The organism is Achromobacter pulmonis (genome assembly GCF_902859765.1).
GTDB classification, from domain to species: Bacteria; Pseudomonadota; Gammaproteobacteria; order Burkholderiales; family Burkholderiaceae_B; genus Achromobacter; species Achromobacter pulmonis.
The window spans coordinates 31,410-49,906 of sequence record NZ_CADIJV010000018.1; the positions used below are offsets into that span (position 1 = coordinate 31,410).

The 18,497-nt window shown below is 68.2% G+C and carries 14 protein-coding genes; 2 read left to right on the forward strand and 12 right to left on the reverse strand.

Annotated features, from left to right (window positions below):
- Nucleotides 1-3: 3 nt before the first annotated feature.
- The 8 genes from HV701_RS15915 to aptA all read right to left on the reverse strand — a co-directional run bounded on the left by HV701_RS15915 (nt 4) and on the right by aptA (nt 11,181).
- Nucleotides 4-1,413: an amidase gene (locus tag HV701_RS15915; protein ID WP_175134010.1), complete on the reverse strand. Its 1,410-nt coding sequence runs from the start codon at nt 1,411-1,413 to the stop codon at nt 4-6.
- A gap of 47 nt (nt 1,414-1,460) precedes the next feature.
- On the reverse strand, nt 1,461-3,146 hold the full coding sequence (locus HV701_RS15920; RefSeq protein WP_175134011.1) for an ABC transporter ATP-binding protein: 1,686 nt from the start codon (nt 3,144-3,146) through the stop codon (nt 1,461-1,463).
- 5 nt (nt 3,147-3,151) lie between these two features.
- Nucleotides 3,152-4,057: an ABC transporter permease gene (locus HV701_RS15925; RefSeq protein ID WP_175134012.1), complete on the reverse strand. Its 906-nt coding sequence runs from the start codon at nt 4,055-4,057 to the stop codon at nt 3,152-3,154.
- A 9-nt stretch (nt 4,058-4,066) separates the two neighbouring features.
- Nucleotides 4,067-5,008, reverse strand: a complete 942-nt coding sequence (locus HV701_RS15930; protein ID WP_175134013.1) for an ABC transporter permease — start codon at nt 5,006-5,008, stop codon at nt 4,067-4,069.
- Between the two features lie 26 nt (nt 5,009-5,034).
- Entirely contained in the window at nt 5,035-6,600 is a 1,566-nt protein-coding gene (locus HV701_RS15935; protein ID WP_175134014.1) for an ABC transporter substrate-binding protein, read from the reverse strand.
- 82 nt (nt 6,601-6,682) lie between these two features.
- On the reverse strand, nt 6,683-8,188 hold the full coding sequence (locus HV701_RS15940) for a M81 family metallopeptidase (protein ID WP_175134015.1): 1,506 nt from the start codon (nt 8,186-8,188) through the stop codon (nt 6,683-6,685).
- Between the two features lie 78 nt (nt 8,189-8,266).
- Nucleotides 8,267-9,763 carry a CoA-acylating methylmalonate-semialdehyde dehydrogenase gene (locus HV701_RS15945; RefSeq protein ID WP_175134016.1) on the reverse strand — a complete coding sequence of 499 codons (1,497 nt, stop codon included), beginning with the start codon at nt 9,761-9,763 and terminating at the stop codon, nt 8,267-8,269.
- Nucleotides 9,764-9,855: 92 nt separating this feature from the next.
- On the reverse strand, nt 9,856-11,181 hold the full coding sequence (gene aptA / locus HV701_RS15950) for an omega-aminotransferase AptA (protein WP_175134017.1): 1,326 nt from the start codon (nt 11,179-11,181) through the stop codon (nt 9,856-9,858).
- A 169-nt stretch (nt 11,182-11,350) separates the two neighbouring features.
- On the opposite strand from aptA, the gene HV701_RS15955 reads away from it, so the two are divergent.
- Entirely contained in the window at nt 11,351-12,769 is a 1,419-nt protein-coding gene (locus HV701_RS15955) for an aminotransferase-like domain-containing protein (RefSeq protein WP_175134018.1), read from the forward strand.
- A 40-nt stretch (nt 12,770-12,809) separates the two neighbouring features.
- Here the strand turns inward: HV701_RS15955 and HV701_RS15960 are convergent, their stop codons facing one another.
- The 4 genes from HV701_RS15960 to HV701_RS15975 all read right to left on the reverse strand — a co-directional run bounded on the left by HV701_RS15960 (nt 12,810) and on the right by HV701_RS15975 (nt 17,412).
- Entirely contained in the window at nt 12,810-13,295 is a 486-nt protein-coding gene (locus tag HV701_RS15960; RefSeq protein WP_175134019.1) for a dihydrofolate reductase, read from the reverse strand.
- Nucleotides 13,296-13,424: 129 nt separating this feature from the next.
- On the reverse strand, nt 13,425-15,488 hold the full coding sequence (locus HV701_RS15965) for a putative bifunctional diguanylate cyclase/phosphodiesterase (protein ID WP_175134020.1): 2,064 nt from the start codon (nt 15,486-15,488) through the stop codon (nt 13,425-13,427).
- A 461-nt stretch (nt 15,489-15,949) separates the two neighbouring features.
- Nucleotides 15,950-16,921, reverse strand: a complete 972-nt coding sequence (locus tag HV701_RS15970) for a thymidylate synthase (RefSeq protein WP_175134021.1) — start codon at nt 16,919-16,921, stop codon at nt 15,950-15,952.
- A 47-nt stretch (nt 16,922-16,968) separates the two neighbouring features.
- Nucleotides 16,969-17,412, reverse strand: a complete 444-nt coding sequence (locus HV701_RS15975; protein ID WP_006391405.1) for an OsmC family protein — start codon at nt 17,410-17,412, stop codon at nt 16,969-16,971.
- Between the two features lie 117 nt (nt 17,413-17,529).
- Here HV701_RS15975 and coq7 point away from each other — a divergent pair, with 117 nt between their 5' ends.
- The gene (gene coq7, locus HV701_RS15980; protein WP_175134022.1) at nt 17,530-18,207 is read left to right on the forward strand and encodes a 2-polyprenyl-3-methyl-6-methoxy-1,4-benzoquinone monooxygenase; all 678 of its coding nucleotides are present in this window, start codon (nt 17,530-17,532) and stop codon (nt 18,205-18,207) included.
- Nucleotides 18,208-18,497 lie beyond the last annotated feature (290 nt).

Below are 18,497 nucleotides of genomic sequence, written 5' to 3' on the forward strand. Positions count from 1 at the left end.
GGATCAGGCGGCCTGGGGCGGCTGCGGCCAGGGATGCTGCGCCGGGCGCATGCGCTCCCAGGCGCGGGCCAGGCGCAGCACACCGAGGTCGTCGAAGCGGGCGCCGGCGATCTGCAGGCCGATCGGCAGGCCGGCCCGGGTGTAGCCGCAATTGACCGAGGCGGCCGGCTGCTCGCTCATGTTGTAGGGCAGCGTGTAGCCGATGTGGTGCATGGTGGTGGCGACGTCGTTGGTGGGCGCTGGCCACTCGGCGTTGTAGGCCACTACCGGCGCCACGGGCGACAGCACGTAGTCGTAGGGTGCGGTGGCGGCGACTGTCCTGGCGCGCACGTTGAGGGTTTCGTAGTAGCTGCGGAACACGTCCTCGCCCGACTGGCCACCGCCGCTTTCGGCCCAGGCGCGGATGAACGGCAGGATCCGGGCGCGGCGTTCTTCCGGCAGGGCGCCCAGGTCGAGCGCCGAGCGGGTGCGCCAGAAGCGGTCGACCCCTTCCAGCATCCCCGGCGTCATCCAGGGGGGCAGCGGCGTGACGATGGCGCCAGCCGCCTCGAAGAGGCGCGCCGCCGCTTCAACGGCGCCGCGGATCTCCGGGTCCAGCGGCAGGCCGCAGCCGGCGTCCAGCTGCAGGCCGATGCGCAGGCCGCGCACGTCGATGTCCAGGTTGAGCCAGTCGAAGTCCTGGAACGGCAGGCTCATGTGGTCGCGCGCGTCGGGCTGCGACAGCACGCCCATCATGAGCGCGGCGTCGGCGACGTCGCGCGTCATGGGGCCGGCGCAGCGGCCCATGAAGGGCGGGTCGATCGGGATGCGGCCCAGGCTGGGCTTGAGCGTGGCGATGCCGCACCAGGCGGCCGGCAGGCGCACCGAGCCGCCGATATCGGTGCCGATGTGCAGCGGGCCGTAGCCCGCCGCCGCGGCCGCGCCGGCGCCGGCGCTGGAGCCGCCGGGGTTCTTGGACAGGTCCCAGGGGTTGCGCGTCAGCGCATGGAAGCTCGACAGGCCGGACGACAGCATGCCGTAGTCGGGCATGGTGGTCTTGCCCAGCACCACGGCGCCGGCCTCGCGCATGCGCGCCGCCGGCGGGGCGTCGGCCGTGGCCGGCGTCAGGTCGGTGGCGGCGGTGCCCAGCGGCACCGGCACGCCGCGCGTGGCGATGTTTTCCTTGATGGTGGCGGGCACGCCGTCCAGCGAGTAACCGCCGCAGGCCAGCGGCTCGCCTTTCATCCAGCGCGCCTCGGAGGCGCGGGCCGAGGCCAGCGCCTGGTCGGGATCGAGCGCATAGGTGGCGTGGATGTGCGGCTCCCAGCGCGCGATGTGATCGAGCACCGAGCGCGTCGCCTCGACCGGCGACAGGGTCTTGTTGCGATAGGCGGCCAGCAGTTCCTGGGCCGAGAGTTCATGCGGTTGCGACATGGCGGATTCCAATTGCGGGGGGATGCCTGGGTGTTACGTGGGCGCCCTCAGGCGGCGGGGGCTGCCAGTCCGGCCGCCACGGGCCGGAAATTGCGGAAGTCCCAGTCGCGTCCGGGCGCCGCGTCGATCAGGGCGCGGGTGTATTCGTGGCGGGGGTCGGTCAGCACGGCCTGCGCGGCGCCGGTCTCGACGACCTTGCCGCGCTGCATGACCATGATGGTGTCGCAGATCTGCGCGGCCACGCGCAGGTCATGCGTGATGAACAGCACGCCCACCCCGGTGCGCTCGCGCACCTGTTCGAGCAATTCCAGCACCTGCGCCTGCACCGACACGTCCAGCGCCGACACGGCTTCGTCGGCCACCAGGATCTCCGGGTCCATCACCAGCGCGCGGGCGATGCAGATACGCTGGCGCTGGCCGCCCGAGAACTGGTGCGGGTAGCGCCGCATGGCGTCGGGACTCAGGCCGACCACGGACAGTGTCTCGCCGGCGCGGCGCTCCGCCTGGTCGCGCGGCACGCCGAAATTGAGCAGGCCTTCGATGATGGACTCGCCCACGGTGCGGCGCGGGTTGAGCGAGCGGTACGGGTCCTGGAACACGATCTGGATGCGGCGGCGCACCGGACGCAGGGCCGCGCCGGACAGGGTGCTGAGGTCCTCGCCGCCCATCATCATGTGCCCGGCGGTGGGTTCGATCAGGCGCACGATGCAGCGCGCCACGGTCGACTTGCCCGAACCGGATTCGCCGACGATGCCCAGGATCTCGCCCTTGCGCAGCGTCAGGTTGACGTCGGCCGCGGCGATCACGTTCTGCGGCGCGCGGCGCGAGAACAGCGAACCCTTGCCGCCGTAGGTGCGGCCCAGGCCCTTGACGTGCAGCACCGGCTGGCCGGCGGGCGCCTCGCGGTGCGACGGCACCAGGCTGGGCACCGATGACACCAGGCGCCGCGTGTACGACTGCTTGGGCTCGGCCAGGATCTCGTTGCGCGTGCCGCTTTCGATCAGGTCGCCGCGGTTCATCACCACGATGCGGTCGGCGATCTCGGCCACCACGCCGAAATCGTGCGTGATGAACAGCACGGCGGTCTGGTGCTTGAGCTGCAGTTCCTTGATCAGCAGCAGGATCTGCTTTTGCGTGGTGACGTCCAGCGCCGTGGTCGGCTCGTCGGCGATCAGCAGCTTGGGTTCCAGGATCAGCGCCATGGCGATCACGATGCGCTGGCGCTGGCCGCCCGAGAGCTGGTGCGGATAGGCGTCGTAGATACGTTCGACATCGGGCAGGTGCACCGAGCGGAACATCTCCAGCACCTTGGCGCGGCGTTCGGCGGCCGACATGCGGCGATGCAGCCGCAGCACTTCGTCGACCTGCTTGCCGACGGTGTGCACGGGATTGAGCGCGGTCATGGGTTCCTGGAACACCATTGCCATGCGGGTGGCGCGCAATTCGCGCAGGCGGCGCGGCGTGGCATTGGCCACCTCCTCGCCTTCGACGCGGATCGACCCCGCGCTGATGCGCAGCACGCCCGGCGGCAACAGGCCCATGACGGCCAGCGAGGTGACCGACTTGCCCGAGCCGGACTCGCCGACCACGCACACGGTTTCGCCGGCGTTCACATCCAGGCTCAGGTTGCGCACCACGCGGTTGCCGGCGCCGCCAACCTCCACCGACAGGTTGCGGATGGCCAGCACGGCGGACGAGGCATCGCCCGCGGGGGGAGTGGGAGAATAAGTCATCGGCATCAGATCCTGCGCACCATTTTCGGGTCGAGGGCGTCGCGCAGCGCGTCGCCCAGGATGTTCACGCTGAGCACGGTCAGCGACAGGAACAGGCCCGGGAACAGGATCAGGCCGGGCAGCATGCGGAAGTACATGCGGCCTTCGGACATGATGTTGCCCCACGAGGCGATCTCGGGCGGGATGCCCGCGCCCAGGAAACTCAGGATGGCCTCGGTCAGCATGGCCGAGGCGAACACATAGGTGCCCTGCACGGTCAGCGGCGCGATGGTGCTGGGCACCATGTGGCGCCACAGCAGCAGCGGCAGTGGCGTGCCGAGGGCCAGGGCGGCCTCGACGTAGGGTTCGCCGCGCACGCTCAGGATCTGGCCGCGCACCAGACGCACCACCCGCGGCACCTCGGGAATGGTGATGGCCACCAGCACCGTCGTCAGGCTGGCGCCGGTGACGGAGACCAGCGCGATCGCCAGCAGGATGCCGGGGATCGCCATGATGGCGTCCATGGTGCGCATGATGAGGCCGTCGAGCGAGCGGAACCAGCCGGCGATGACGCCGACCACCAGCCCGATGGTGACGCTGACGACCGCCGCGCCCAGGCCCGCGATCAGCGACGTCTGGGCGCCATAGGCCACGCGCGACCAGACGTCGCGGCCGAAGGCGTCGGTGCCGAACAGGTACTCGGTGAACGGCTGCTTCAGGCGCGCGCCGGGATTGAGCAGAGTCGGGTCGACCGTGCCCAGGTACGGCGCGAACAGGGCCATGCCGATGATGGCGACCAGCACCACCAGGGCCAGCATGACCGGCCAGCTCTTGAGGCCGTGGCGGATCTGGCGCCAGGCGGTGACGTGGGGCGTGCCGCCGCCGGGAAGGTCGGCGGCCGCTTGCGCGGCGGCGTCGGTTGGCGTTTGCATGGCGTGGCCTCAGTATCGGATACGGGGGTCGAACACCGTGTAGGCGCAATCGACAACCAGATTGATGAAGACGTAGACGAAGGCGAAGAACAGCGTCAGGCCCTGGATGACGGGATAGTCGCGCGCCAGCACGGCTTCCACCACCAGCCGGCCCACACCGGGGATGTTGAACACCGACTCGGTCACCACCACGCCGCTGATCAGCAGCGCGATGCCCAGGCCCACCACCGTGGCGATGGGCACGGCGGCATTGCGCAACGCATGGCCGAGCAGCACGCCGGTCTCGGTCAGCCCCTTGGAGCGCGCGGTGCGGATGAAGTCTTCGCCCATCACCTCGATGACGCTGGTGCGCGTGATGCGGGCGATCAGCGCGATGTAGACCGTGGACAGCGCCAGCGACGGCAGGATCAGCCGGTGCAGGAACAGCCAGAAGCCGTTGGCCAGCGGCGTGTAGCCCTGCACGTTGAACCAGCCCAGCTTGATGGCGAAGGCCCAGATCAGCAGGTAGCCGGTGACGAACACCGGCACCGAGAAGCCCAGCACCGAAAAGCCCATGACGGCGCGATCGAGCAGCCGGCCCTGGCGCCAGGCCGCCAGCACGCCCAGCGGAATCGCCACGATCAGCGTGAAAACCAGCGTCAGCAGCGCCAGGCTCAGCGACGGTTCGAGGCGCTGGCCGATGAGCTGGGTGACCGGCACGCCGGACATCAGCGAAGTGCCCAGGTCGCCCTGCAGCAGCTTGCCGCCCCATATGAAGAACTGCTTGACCACCGGCTGGTCCAGGCCCATCGTCTGGCGGATCTGCTCGATCCGTTCGGGCGTGGCGCCGTCGCCCGCCATGATGATGGCCGGATCACCCGGGCTCAGACGCAATATCGCAAAGACCACCACCGCGACCATCACCAGAACGGGGATGGTCGCGAGGAGCCGGCGTGAGACGAATGCCAGCATGCATTTCCCCCTGAACTACTTGCCCGTCAAGGGGCTTTTTTCACATTCCAGAACGCGAACACCGGCGCGTGCACCAGGCCCGAGAGCTTGGTCGAGTAGACGGTGGGCACGGACATCTGGCCCAGCGGCACGTACAGGCCTTCATCGATGCCGATGCGCTGCAATTCATCGGCGATCTTCTTCTGCTCGGCCGGGTCGGAGGTCAGCGCGAACTTGGTGCGCAGTTCCTCGACTTGCGGGAAGTCGGGCCAGCCGAACCAGGCGTTGTCGCCGTTGGCCGCGGCCGGGGCCGAGCGCACCGGGTCCATCACGTCGGTGGCGTACCAGTTGGTGTTGTGGATGTTCCAGCCGCCTTCGGCCGGCGCCGCCTTGGAGGCGCGGCGGGTGGCCACGCTCTGCCAGTCCATCGCCGCCAGGTTGACGTTGAAGCCGGCCTTGCGCAGCGCCTGGGCCATCACCACCGGCTGGGCCGACAGCGTGCCGACGTCGGTGGCATGCATCATCAGGATCGGGGTGTTGTCGTAGCCGGCTTCCTTGAGCAGGGCCTTGGCCTTCTCGATGTTCGAGGGCACCACGATGTCCTTGCCGATGTCCGACTCCAGCGGCGTGCCGCAACCCCACAGCGAGGCGCAGGTCTTCCAGTACTTGGGATTGCCCACCAGCGCCTTCATCACGTCTTCCTGGCCGATGGCGTACATCGCGGCCTGGCGGATCTTCTTGTTGTTGAAGGGCGGGTACTTGAAGTTGAAGCGGTACATCGTGAAGTAACCGACCGGACTGAGCGATTCTTCCTTCAGGTCCTTGTTGCCCTCGACCATCGGCAGCAGGTCGTAGGGGAACTGCTCGACGAAGTCGATTTCACCGCCGAGCAGGGCGTTGGCGGTGGTCAGGGCGTCGGGCATCACGTCCCATTCGACCTTGTCCACGTTGACCACCTTGCCGCCGGCCAGGCCACTGGCCGGTTCCTTGCGTGGCACGTAGTCGGTGTTTTTGACGTAGACGGTCTTCACGCCCGGCTTGAATTCGGCAACCTTGAACGGGCCCGAGCCGGTCATGTCGGTGATCGGCTTGCCGACAGGCTGTTCGGCGATGCGCTTGGGCATCATGAACGGCGCGGTGCCGGTGGGCTTGGACAGGGCGCGCAGCGCCAGGTCCGTGGGTTCTTTCATGACGATGCGGAAGCTCTTGTCGTCGATGACTTCGATCTTGTCGGTGAATTTCAGCAGGGTGCGGCCCATGCCGTCGCCCGCCGCCCAGCGCTTGATCGACGCGACGCAGTCCTCGGCCGTGACCGGCTTGCCGTCGTGCCATTTCTGGCCCGGGCGCAGGGTCATGGTGTAGGTCTTGCCGTCGGCCGAGACATCCCATTTTTCCAGCATCTGCGGCTGGATCTTGTTGTCGGCGTCAGTGGCCAGCAAGGTGTCGTAGATCATGTAGCCGTGCCACGTCGTGATGTACGCGGTGGTGGCGTGCGGATCGGTCAGGCGCAGCGGCGAATGCATCACCGCCTTGATGACGGTTTCGGCGTAGGCGCCATGCGCCATCAGCAGGGTGGCGCCGGCGAATGCGGCCGCGCGGACGAACTTGAGCATGAAATTCCCCTTTTATGCGGAGTGAGCGGCGTGTCTGCCGCTACGTCGTTGACACGCCGCGCCAAGGAGCGGCGTGCGAGGGTCAGTCGGCTGCGGCACCGGCGAAGACCGGGCCGCAAGGCGCCATTCTGATGCCGGGACGCAAGCGTGTCCATGGTTGTTTTGCCGCATCCATCAGCATCGAGCCCGGCGCGGCGCAAACCAGGATCGTGTGGGCGATCGGTGTGAAGTCGGCACGGAAATGCGCCGAGCTTTTCACCGCCAGGATGGCCGCGCGGCGCGGCTCGATGCCGGCGAAACGGAACATCTCCTGGTCGGCCATCTGCACCTTGTTGGAGGCCACCACGATGCGCACGCCGCCGATGCGCAGACAGGCGCTGGGGCCCAGGTCCATGTGGAAGCCGCGGTAGAACGCGCCGTGCGTGTCGAAGCGCCCATCCGAAGTTTTCTCCACGATGAACTCTGCGTCTAGCGGTTCGTCGTCGGGAATACCCGAGTGTCCACCCAATGCAATGCGGACCGATTTACCCACGCCGGCGCGGTGCGCGGCCAGCGCCGCTTCCGGATCGACGATCAGGCCGATGGCGGCGTCGCGCACCTGGTGGCGGATCAGCGCGCGCAGCAGGCCGGTGGTGTCGGAACTGCCGCCGGCGCCAGGGTTGTCCTGCGCGTCCGCGATGATCACGGGCGCATTGGCCTCGCGCGCCAGGCGCAGGGCGGTGGTGATCGCATCATCCGGTGTGTAGAGCGTGCCACCGAAATCACGCTCGGCATCGAGCACGGCGCGCGCCAGGGTGTCGGCGGCCGCGTCGGCGTCGGCCTGGGTCGCGCCGTAGGCCCAGACCGCGGGCAGGCAATCGGGAAAATCCGCCGCCGGGAAACCGGTGGCCAGCGACACGCTGTGGGCGCCGCGCGCCTCGATGTCGCCCACCATCTGGTAGAGCGAGCGCGCCGGTTCGATGTCGGTCGATTGCCAGCACAACGGGATCAGGAAGGGCAGCTGTCGCAGCGCCACGCAGGGACGCGGCGCGCCGGCCAGGCGCCGCGCCAGCAGCGCGGCGGCGCGCTGGCCGGTTTCGGCCATGTCGATGTGCGGATAGGTGCGATAGCAGACCAGCGCGTCGGCATGGCGCACCATCGCCGGCGTCATGTTGGCGTGCAGGTCGAGGCTGGCCACTACCGGCACGTTGGGGCCGACCAGGTCGCGTACGCGTTTGAGCAGTTCGCCTTCGCCGTCGTCCAGGTGCTCGGTGACCATGGCGCCGTGCAGGTCGAGATAGACGCCGTCCAGCGGCATGGCCGCTTGCAGGCCGTGCAGGATCAGCGCGCTGATGCGTTCGAACGCATCCTCGGTGACCGGGCCGGACGGGCTGGCCGCGGCCCAGGTGGACGGCAGCAGCGTGTGCTGTTGCATGGCCTCGATGAAGCCGGCCACCGGAATGTTGGCGCCGGCCACGGCCGGGAACAGCGCCGGGCCGCTGACCAGCTTCGGCCAGCCGCCGCCCTTGTCGGCGAAGTCTTCCCAGGCCGCGCGCGAGGGCGCGAAGGTATTCGTTTCATGCTGAAAGCCGCCGATCCCGATGCGCATCAGGATTCCCCTTATTGTGTGTCTTTCGGCAAAACCCCGGCCGCTTTGCGGCTCGGGGCGGTGAGAGCGTCTACATGATTACTTGGCCACCGGCATGGTGAATTCCGCACCCTTTGCGATGCTGTCCGGCCAGCGCTGCATCACGCTCTTGTAGCGTGAGTAGAAGCGGATGCCTTCCTCGCCGTAGGCGTGGTGGTCGCCGAACAGCGAGCGCTTCCAGCCGCCGAACGAGTGCCAGGCCATCGGCACCGGGATCGGCACGTTGATGCCGACCATGCCGACCTTGATCTGGCGGGCGAAGGCGCGCGCCACGCCGCCATCGGAGGTGAAGCAGGCCACGCCGTTGCCGAACTCGTGCGCGTTGATCAGTTCGACCGCGGCGGCGAAGTCGGGCACGCGCACCACGCACAGCACCGGTCCGAAGATCTCTTCGCGGTAGATGTTCATCGTGGGCTTGACCTGGTCGAACAGCGTGCCGCCCAGGAAGAAGCCCTTCTCGGCGCCCGGCACCTGCAGGCCGCGGCCGTCGACCACCAGTTCGGCGCCGGCGGCGATGCCATCCTCGATATAGCCGATGACCTTGTTGCGGTGCTGCGCGGTGACGAGCGGGCCCATCTCGGCATCGCCCTGCATGCCATCCTTGACCACCAGGGCCTTGACGCGCGGCGTCAGGCGTTCGATCACCTTGTCGGCCACGTCGCCCACCGCCACGGCCACCGAGATCGCCATGCAGCGCTCGCCGGCCGAGCCATAGGCCGCGCCCATCAGCGCGTCGGTGACCTGGTCGAGGTCGGCGTCGGGCATCACCACCAGGTGGTTCTTGGCGCCGCCCAGGGCCTGCACGCGCTTGCCGCGACGGGTGCCTTCGGCATAGATGTATTCGGCGATCGGGGTCGAGCCGACGAAGGACAGGGCCTCGACGTCGGGGTGTGCGATCAGCGCGTCCACGGCCTGCTTGTCGCCGTGCACGACGTTGAACACGCCCGGCGGCAGGCCGGCTTCGGTCAGCAGCTCGGCCAGGCGCAGCGAGGCCGAGGGATCGCGTTCGGACGGCTTGAGCACGAAGGTATTGCCGCAGGCGATGGCCACCGGGAACATCCAGCACGGCACCATCATCGGGAAGTTGAACGGCGTGATGCCGGCCACCACGCCCAGCGCCTGGCGCATGCTCCAGTTGTCGATGCCGCCGCCGATCTGGTCGGAATACTGGCCCTTGAGCAGTTGCGGAATGCCGCAGGCGAATTCGACGATCTCGATGCCGCGCATCACTTCGCCCTTGGCGTCCGAGAACACCTTGCCGTGCTCGCGGGTGATCAGCTCGGCCAGTTCGTCCTGATGCTGGTCCAGCAGCGCCTTGAAGTTGAACAGCACGCGGGCGCGCTTGAGCGCCGGGGTTTCCGACCAGGCGGGAAAGGCGGCCTTGGCCGCCGCCACCGCCAGCGCGACTTCATCGGGCGAGGCCAGCGGCACCGAGGAGATGATCTCGCCGGTGGCCGGATTGAAGCCGTCGGCGTAGCGGCTGCTGCGGCCGTCGTAGGGCTGGCCGTTGATGTAGTGGGAGAGGTTCTTCTTCATGGGTAAAGCCCGGTTCTTTGAAAATGCCGGAGGGCGACCCGGGGCCGCCCGCCGTTGTGTGCGATGCGCGGCGTCTGGCGCCGCGCCGGAGGTTACGCGACTTCCTTGAGCACCTTGCCGATCTGCTCGAAGATCTGGCCGATCTGCGCTTCTTCGATGATCAGCGGGGGCGAGACGGCGATGATGTCGCCGGTGTAGCGCACCATCAGGCCGCTGTCGAAGCATTTCTGGAACACTTCGGCGGCGCGCGCGCCCGGCGCGCCGGCGCGCGGCGCCAGCTCGATACCGGCCACCAGGCCCAGGTTGCGCACGTCGATCACATGCGGCGCGCCCTTCAGGCTGTGGGCGGCCTGTTCGAAGGCGCCGGACAGCTTGCGGGCGCGGGCGAACAGGTCTTCGCGGCGGTAGATGTCGAGCGTGGCCAGGATGGCGGCGGCCGCCAGCGGGTGGGCCGAATAGGTGTAGCCGTGGAAGAACTCGATGCCGCCGGCCGGGCCATTGACGATGGCGTCATGCACTTCGCGGCGCACCGCGACGGCGCCCGCCGGCACGGCGGCGTTGCTGACGCCCTTGGCCATGGCGATCAGGTCCGGCGTGACGCCGAAGAATTCCGACGCGGTGGCCGCGCCCAGGCGGCCGTAGGCGGTGATGACTTCGTCGAAGATCAGCAGGATGCCGTGCTTGGAGGTGATCTCGCGCAGCTTTTCCAGGTAGCCCTTGGGCGGGATCAGCACGCCGGTGGAGCCGGCCATGGGCTCGACGATGACCGCGGCGATGGTCGAGGCGTCGTGCAGCGCGATGATGCGTTCGAGTTCGTCGGCCAGATGCGCGCCCCAGGCCGGCTGACCCTTGGAATAGGCGTTCTGTTCCAGGTTGTGCGTATGGGGCAGGTGGTCCACGGCGGGCAGCAGCGCGCCGGAGAAGGTCTTGCGGTTGGTCGAGATGCCGCCCACCGAGATGCCGCCGAACCCCACGCCGTGGTAGCCGCGCTCGCGGCCGATCAGGCGGGTGCGCTGGCCGTCGCCGCGGGCGCGGTGATAGGCCAGGGCGATCTTCAGGGCGGTGTCGACCGATTCCGACCCCGAGTTGGTGAAGAACACGCGGTCCAGGCCCTGCGGCATGAAGCTGGCGACGGCGGTGGCCGCTTCGAATGCCAGCGGGTGGCCGAGCTGGAAGCCGGGCGCGTAGTCCATGATGCCGGCCTGGCGCGAGATCGCCTCGACGATCTCCTGGCGGCCGTGGCCGGCGTTGACGCACCACAGCCCGGCCGTGCCGTCCAGCACCTGGCGGCCGTCGGCCGAGGTGTAATACATGCCCTTGGCCGACGCCAGCATGCGCGGGTGCGCCTTGAATTGCTTGTTGGCGGTGAAAGGCATCCACAGATGGGACAGGTCGGGCAACTCGGCGGGGGCGTTCATGGTGGCTCCAGGGCAGGGACAAGCGCCGGGCCTGCGCCAAGTGGGGCGGGCAGCCGGCGGGATGCGATTGATTCTGGTCCGTCCTGGGGCGAATGAAAATATACAATCCGCGCAAACCGGGCTAACTGTATAGTTGCAGGCATGGCAACTGTACAGATAACGTAGCGTCGTGATCGACTTCCAGCCTGTGCGCGCCCGTGGCCAGGCGCCGACCCTGGTGGACCAGGTGGTGGCGGCCGTGCTGCGCGCCATCGAGGCGCAATTGCTGCGTCCGGGTATGTCCCTACCTTCGGTGCGCGAGTTTGCCCGCCAGCACCAGGTCAGCACCTTCACCGTGGCCAGCGCCTACAGCCGGCTGGTGTCGCTGGGCTGGCTGGCGGCGCGGCCGGGCGCCGGCTACCGGGTGGCCTCGCCCGATGCGCCGGCACGCCGTGGCGAGCCGCAGTCGTGGGAGCCGCCGCGCCTGAATGCGGCCTGGCTGCTGTCGGACATCTTCGCGGACCATTCCATCCCCATCAAATCGGGCTGCGGCTGGTTGCCGGGCGAATGGCTCAATGAAGAGGGGCTGCACATGGCGCTGCGCCACATGGGCCGGGTGCCGGCCATGCGCATTGCCAACTACGGCCATCCCTATGGGTACGCGCCGCTGCGCGAAACCATCGCCGCCACGCTCGGCGCGCAGGGGATGGAGGTCGAGGTGTCGCAGGTGCTGCTGACCCAGGGCGTGACGCACGGGCTCGACATGGTGATCCGCACCTTGCTGCGGCCGGGCGACACCGTGCTGGTCGAGCAGCCGGCCTATGCCAACCTGCTGCAGATGCTGCGGCTGGCCGGCTTGCGGGTGGTGCCGGTGCCGCGCACCCTGGACGGCCTCGATTGCGAGGCGCTGGAGCAGGCCGCCTCGCAGCACCGGCCGCGCGCGCTGTTCGTCAACACCGCCCTGCAGAACCCGTCCGGCGCCAGCATCAGCATGGCCAATGCCTTCCGCATCCTGCAACTGGCCGAACGCCATGGTCTCTGGGTGATCGAGGACGATATCTCGCGCGAACTGGCGCCGGGCGTGACGCCCATGCTGGCGGCGCTGGATGGCGGCCGCCGGGTGGTCTATCTGGGCGGCTATTCCAAGGTCATCAGCCCGTCGGTGCGGGTCGGCTACGTGGTGGCGCACCGCGACCTGGTGCGCGACATCGCACGCACCAAGATGGCGGTGGGGCTGACCTCGCCGGAGATCATGGAGCGCATCGTGCACCAGGTCATCCGCGAGGGCCGCTATCGTGCCCACATCGAACGCACCCGCGAACGGCTGGCCCAGGCCCACGCGTCGGTGGCGGAGCTGATGGCGCAGCATGGTTTCGAGATCTATGCGCGGCCCCGGGCCGGCCTGTTCCTGTGGGCCAAGGTGGCCGGCCAGTGGCGCGAGCGCGGCGCCAACGGCCTGGCCGGATTGGCGCTCAAGGATGGTATCTGGCTGGCGCCGGGCTCGTATTTCGAGGCCGATGAGGCCGATACGCCGTGGGTGCGCTTCAACGTGGCGTATTCGGAAGCGCCGGCCCTGTGGCGCTTCATGCGCAACGCGGGCGCGGTCTGATCTTCCGGACCGGCTGGGCCGCCGGTAGCGGGCGCCGCTATCAGGCGCGCTCGTACGTCACGAAGTCGTAGCGGTAGCCGTTTTCCGCGGGCTGCGCCGCGCGCGCGGTTTCGCGCCACTGGAAGCCGGGCAGCAGCGGGAAGAAGGCATCGCCCTCGACCTCGGCATGGACCTCGGTGGCCAGGACGCGGCTGGCCAGCGGCAGGGCCTGCGCATAGATCTGCGCGCCGCCGATGACGAAGGCCTCAGCGCTGTCGCCACAGGCGGCGACGGCGGCCTCCAGCGTAGCCACCACGGTGGCGCCGGCGGCCTCGAAAGCGGGGTTGCGGCTGATGACGATATTGGCGCGGCCGGGCAGGGGACGGCCGAGCGACTCCCAGGTCTTGCGGCCCATGATGATCGGATGCCCCAGCGTGCTGCGTTTGAAATGCGCCAGGTCGCCCGGCAGTTTCCAGGGCAGGGCGTTGTCGCGGCCGATGGCGCGATTGGTGGAATAGGCGACGATCAGGATCAGGCGGGCGGACATGCGGTCGGGGAGGGTCTGTAAAAAAGGGCCGGCATTGCCGGCGGGAAGACCCCAAGCGTAGCAAATTTGACCGGCCGGGCCGGGCCGCGTCGTCGCGCCGGCCGGGGGGGCACGGCGGCAGGGGCCGGCTCAGCCGCTGGCGTGCTCCAGGAATTCGTCGGCCGGCATCGGCTTGCCCAGCAGGAAGCCCTGCAGCGAATCGCAGCCCAGGCCGGTCAGGAATTTCTGCTGCGCGGTGGTTTCCACCCCCTCGGCCACGATGCGCAGGTTCAACTGCTGCGCCAGCGCGACGATGGCCGAGACGATGGCGGCGTCCTCGTTGTCATTGTCCAGCTGGTTGACGAAACCGCGGTCGATTTTCAGTTCGGTGGCCGGCAGGCGCTTCAGGTACAACAGGCTGGAGTAGCCGGTGCCAAAATCATCGATCGAGATAGTCACGCCCAGCCCCGACAGGCGCTTGAGCACGGTCAGGCTGGCCTCGGCATCGCGCATGGCGGTCGACTCGGTCACTTCCAGCGTCAGGCAGGACGGCGGCACGTCGTGGCGCGCGAGCGCGCCGCGCACGGTTTCGACCAGGCTGGAATGGGCGAATTGCAGCGCCGAGATGTTGACGGCGATGGTCCAGTGTCCCTGTCCGGCGTTGATCCATGCGCGCATCTGGCGGCAGGCCTCGTTGATGACCCAGTCGCCGATCGACAGGATCAGCCCGGTCTTTTCCGCTGTCGGGATGAACTGGTCCGGGCCCACCAGGCCGCGGGTGGGATGGTTCCAGCGCAGCAGCGCCTCGGCGCCGATGATGGGGCCGGCCGGCGCTTCGTATTTGGGCTGGTAGTGCAGCACGAACTGACCCAGTTCCTGCGCCAGGCGCAAGTCATGCAGCAGTTCGATCTGCTCGTGGGCGTCGGCGTTCATCGACGGCTCGAAGAAGCTGTAGCCAGTGCCGCCCAGGCGCTTGGCATGGTACATCGCGGCGTCGGCATTGGTCAGCAGGGCGTGGGTGTCCTCGCCGTCGTTGGGATAGATGGCAATGCCGACGCTGGAGGTCACCAGCACTTCGTGTCCGTACACCATCACCGGCCGCGCGATCGCCTCGATCAGGCGGTCCGCCACATTGGCGGCGTCGGTGGGTTCGGCCACTTCGCTGAGCACGATGAACTCATCGCCGCCCAGGCGGGCCACCGTGTCCTGCGTGCGCAGGGTCTGGCGGATGCGCTGGGCCAGGTCGATCAGCAGGGCATCGCCGGTATGGTGGCCATAAGCGTCGTTGACCGCCTTGAACCCGTCCAGGTCGAAGAACAGCACGGCGAAATAGCCCTTGCGGCGACTGGCGCTTTCGATCGCCTGTTCCAGCCGGTCTTCCAGCAGGATGCGATTGGGCAGCTTGGTCAGCGTGTCGTGCAGCGCCAACTGCACCAGTTCTTCGTTGGCTTCGGCCAGCGATGAGGCGAGCGCCGAGGTCCGGGCCTCCAGGCGGTTGTCCAGCACCGCCACCACCAGGGCGATGGCCAGCACGCTGAGCGTCACGGCGGTCACGGCAATGGCCAGCCAGCCGGCCGAGATGCCCGTGTTCGCCGCCGTGCAGAGGCTGCCCGCCGGGAAGCCCGCGGCCTCCATGCCGGTGTAATGCATGCCGACGATGGCAAGCCCCATGACCCCCGCCGCCAGCGGCCGCGACAGGGCCACGCGCGGACCGTCCTGGCGCAGGCGGTAGGTGATCCACAGCGCCGCGCCCGACGCCGCCACCGCGATCACGATGGACAGGATGAACCAGGCCGGATCGTAGACGATGCCGGGCATCATGCGCATGGCGGCCATGCCGATATAGTGCATGGCGGCGATGCCCGCTCCCATCAGCAGGGCGCCGCTGACCAGGCGGGGCCAGGGCAGCTCGTCCTTGCAGACGACCCACAGCGCGAATGCGGAACAGCCTATGGCGATGGCCAGCGACAGTACCGTCAGGGGCAGGTCGTAGCCCATCGGGATCGGCAGGCTGAACGCCAGCATGCCGACGAAATGCATGGACCAGATGCCGATCCCCATGGCCAGCGCGCCGCCCGCCAGCCAGTAGCGCGCCGCCGGCAGCCCGCTCGCCGCCCGCACGCGATTGGCCATACCCAGCGCCGTGTATGACGCCAGGATGGCGACCCCTAGGGATACGAGGACGAGCGAAGGGTTATATGTTCCAACGAGCATTTTTGGAGTCCTGTCCTGAGCGCATACAGCCGCCGCGCCGGCCTCAATTCAAATCAATTAGTAGTCAACGGTTGCAACTTGGCCGCACGGGCATTCTGCTGTCGACGCTGGCGATTCACATACTCTCTTGTCTGGATGGGGGGGGCGGCGCCGCCCTGCAGGCGGTCGGCGAGACCAGCGGATGAGCCGGTCACGCGGCGAGTGGCAGGCACGGCGCGGCAAGGGCCGTTCAGCAGCGACGGCGCGCAGGGCTTGCAGTACCCGCGTCCGAGGCTAAGGGATGGGTTATACCGAAAACGCGCTTCCAGAAGCTCACCAATCTTCACCTGTGCCGGGCGGGGCGTGCCCGCCACGCGGCGTCGTTGTACGCGCCTCGCATGGCCTGGCCACGCGGCGGCGACCGCGCCAGGCCGGGCGGCCGATGGCCGGTCCGCGCGAGGCGCCTTCAAGTGGCAGCCGGTTCAGACGGCCATGGGAGCGGTGAGCGGGGCGTGATGGGTGTAGCCGGCCAGCGAAAAATCGCCCGGTTCGACCTTTTCGAGCCATTCCGGTTCATAGCGGCCGGTCTGGGCGAAATCGGGGATGCGGTCGGACAGCACCAGCCGGGGCGCCTCGTGCGGCGTGCGCGTCAGTTGCTCGCGCAGCATCGGCAGGTGGTTCTCATAGATGTGGGCGTCGCCGATGAAATACGTGAACCAGCGCGGCGTGTAGCCGGTCAGCCGGCCGACCAGGTGCAGCAGCGCCGCGCCTTCGGTCAGGTTGAACGGCGTGCCCAGGCCGACGTCATTCGAGCGGATGTACAGGCACAGCGAGATTTCGCGCGTGGTCGCGTTCGGCAGGAACTGATAGAGCAAGTGGCAGGGCGGCAGCGCCATTTCCTCGATCTGCGCCCAGTTCCAGCCGTGGAACAGGATGCGGCGGTCGCCCGGACGCTCGTGGATGGTGTCCAGGCACTGGCGCAACTGGTCGACCGCCTTGTACAGCAGCACCTTGGGCGCGCCGCCTTCCTGCAGGTCGGCCACCTTGGTGTAGCCGCGGGCCAGGGCATCGGCGATCTGGCCGTCGCGGCCGGCGTCCAGCAGTTTGTAGGCCGGCCATTGGCGCCATTGCACGCCGTAGACCGGGCCCAGGTCGTCCGGCCCTTCGCGGTACGGGTTGGCCAGCCATTGGGCGTTTTCGTTGGCGTTCTGGTCCCAGACCTTGCAACCCAGTTCCCGGAACGCGGCGGCGCTGCGCACGCCGCGCAGGAAGCCGACCATTTCACCGATGGCGGACTTGAAGGCCAGTTTCTTGGTGGTGACGGCCGGAAAGCCCTGCTGCAGATCAAAGCGCAGCGAGGCGCCCGGCATGCTCAGCGTGCGTATGCCCGTCCGGTTTTCCTGCCACGCGCCGGTGTCCAGGATGGATTGAACGAGGTCCAGGTATTGTTTCATGGGTACAGAATCAGAAAAGGCTGAAGTGGCGCCGGCAACGGGCAGCGTCAGGCGGCCGCCGGGGCTTCCTGGGTATCGACGATATCCACTGAGAAGGTCAGTTCGGCGGTCTTTTCAAGCATGGCGGAAGCCGAGCAGTATTTCTCGTGCGACAACTGCACCGCGCGCTCGACCGCCGCGCGCGGCAGGTTGCGGCCGGTGACGGTGAAGGCGAAGTGGATGCGCGTGAACACCTTGGGGTCGACGTCGGCGCGGTCGGCCTGCAGTTTGACGCTGCAGCCGGTCACGGCATGGCGGCCGCGCTTGAGGATCAGCACGACATCGTAGGCGGTGCAGCCGCCGGTGCCGGCCAGCAGCATTTCCATGGGGCGGGGCGCCAGGTTGTGGCCGCCGCCGTCCACCGCGCCGTCCATCACGGCCACATGGCCGCTGCCGGTGCTGGCGGTAAAGAGCATGCCGTTGGGGCCGCCCCAGTCGATCGTGCATTCCATTTCTCGGGTCCTTGTGCTTGAGCGCAATCAATGGCTGATGATACCCGTTGCGTACAATTCCAGGCGTGAGAGCCCCGCCCCGCGTCAGGGGTGTGTGCCGCAATCCAGGAGTTGTCCATGTCCCCCTCCCTGTCCCCAACCGCTCCCGCCAGATTCCCGCGCCGCGCCGCGCCGCTGGACGCACTGCTGGCCGAGGCCGACCGGGCCTTGCGCGTGCTGTCCGGCAGCGCCAGCGCCGGCCGGCCCAACCCGGCCACCGCCGAGGAGGCGCCGGACACCCTGTCGGCGCAGGAAAAGCGCCATGCGGCCGGGCTGATGCGGGTCAATCATGTGGGCGAGGTCTGCGCCCAGGCGCTGTATCGCGGCCAGGCCGCGGTGTGCCGCGAGCCCGGCCCGCGCAACCTGTTGCTCGAGGCCGCTGGCGAAGAGGTCGATCACCTGGTGTGGTGCAACCAGCGTCTGGGGGAACTGGGCAGCCGGCCCAGCCTGCTCAACCCGGTCTGGTATGCCGGCTCGTTCGCGCTCGGCCTGCTGGCCGGCTACGCGGGGGCGCCGCGCAACCTGGGTTTCATGGCCGAGACCGAGAAGCAGGTCGAGGCGCATCTGGAGGGGCATTTGCGCACGCTGCCGCAACAGGATGCGCGCTCGCGCCAGATCGTGCAGAAGATGAAGGAAGACGAGGCCCAGCACCGCGCCAGCGCCGAAGCGGCCGGCGGAGTGCCGTTGCCCGCCCCGGTCAAGGCCGCCATGCGCGCGATGTCCAAGGTCATGACGACCACAGCGTACTGGATCTGAGGGCGGCGGCCCGGCGGCACCCCCCTGGGGCATCAAAATGTTGCGATGCGCAATAATTGCCGCAATCTGGTGCCGGGCGCACCTTTCTGGTGCAAATCATAGGGCGGGATTACCCGGCCAAGGCTAGGGTAAGTCCGCAAGGGGTAAACCCGTTTGGCAATAACCCGCCTTTTTTGAAAAACATTGCTGGGCGCGGCTTTGCGGGCGATGACAGCCTGCGTTGCGGCAAAAAAGCAACGCAGGCTCCGAGAGCCTGATGCGCGCAAAAAAAATCTTGCATCGCACAAAAA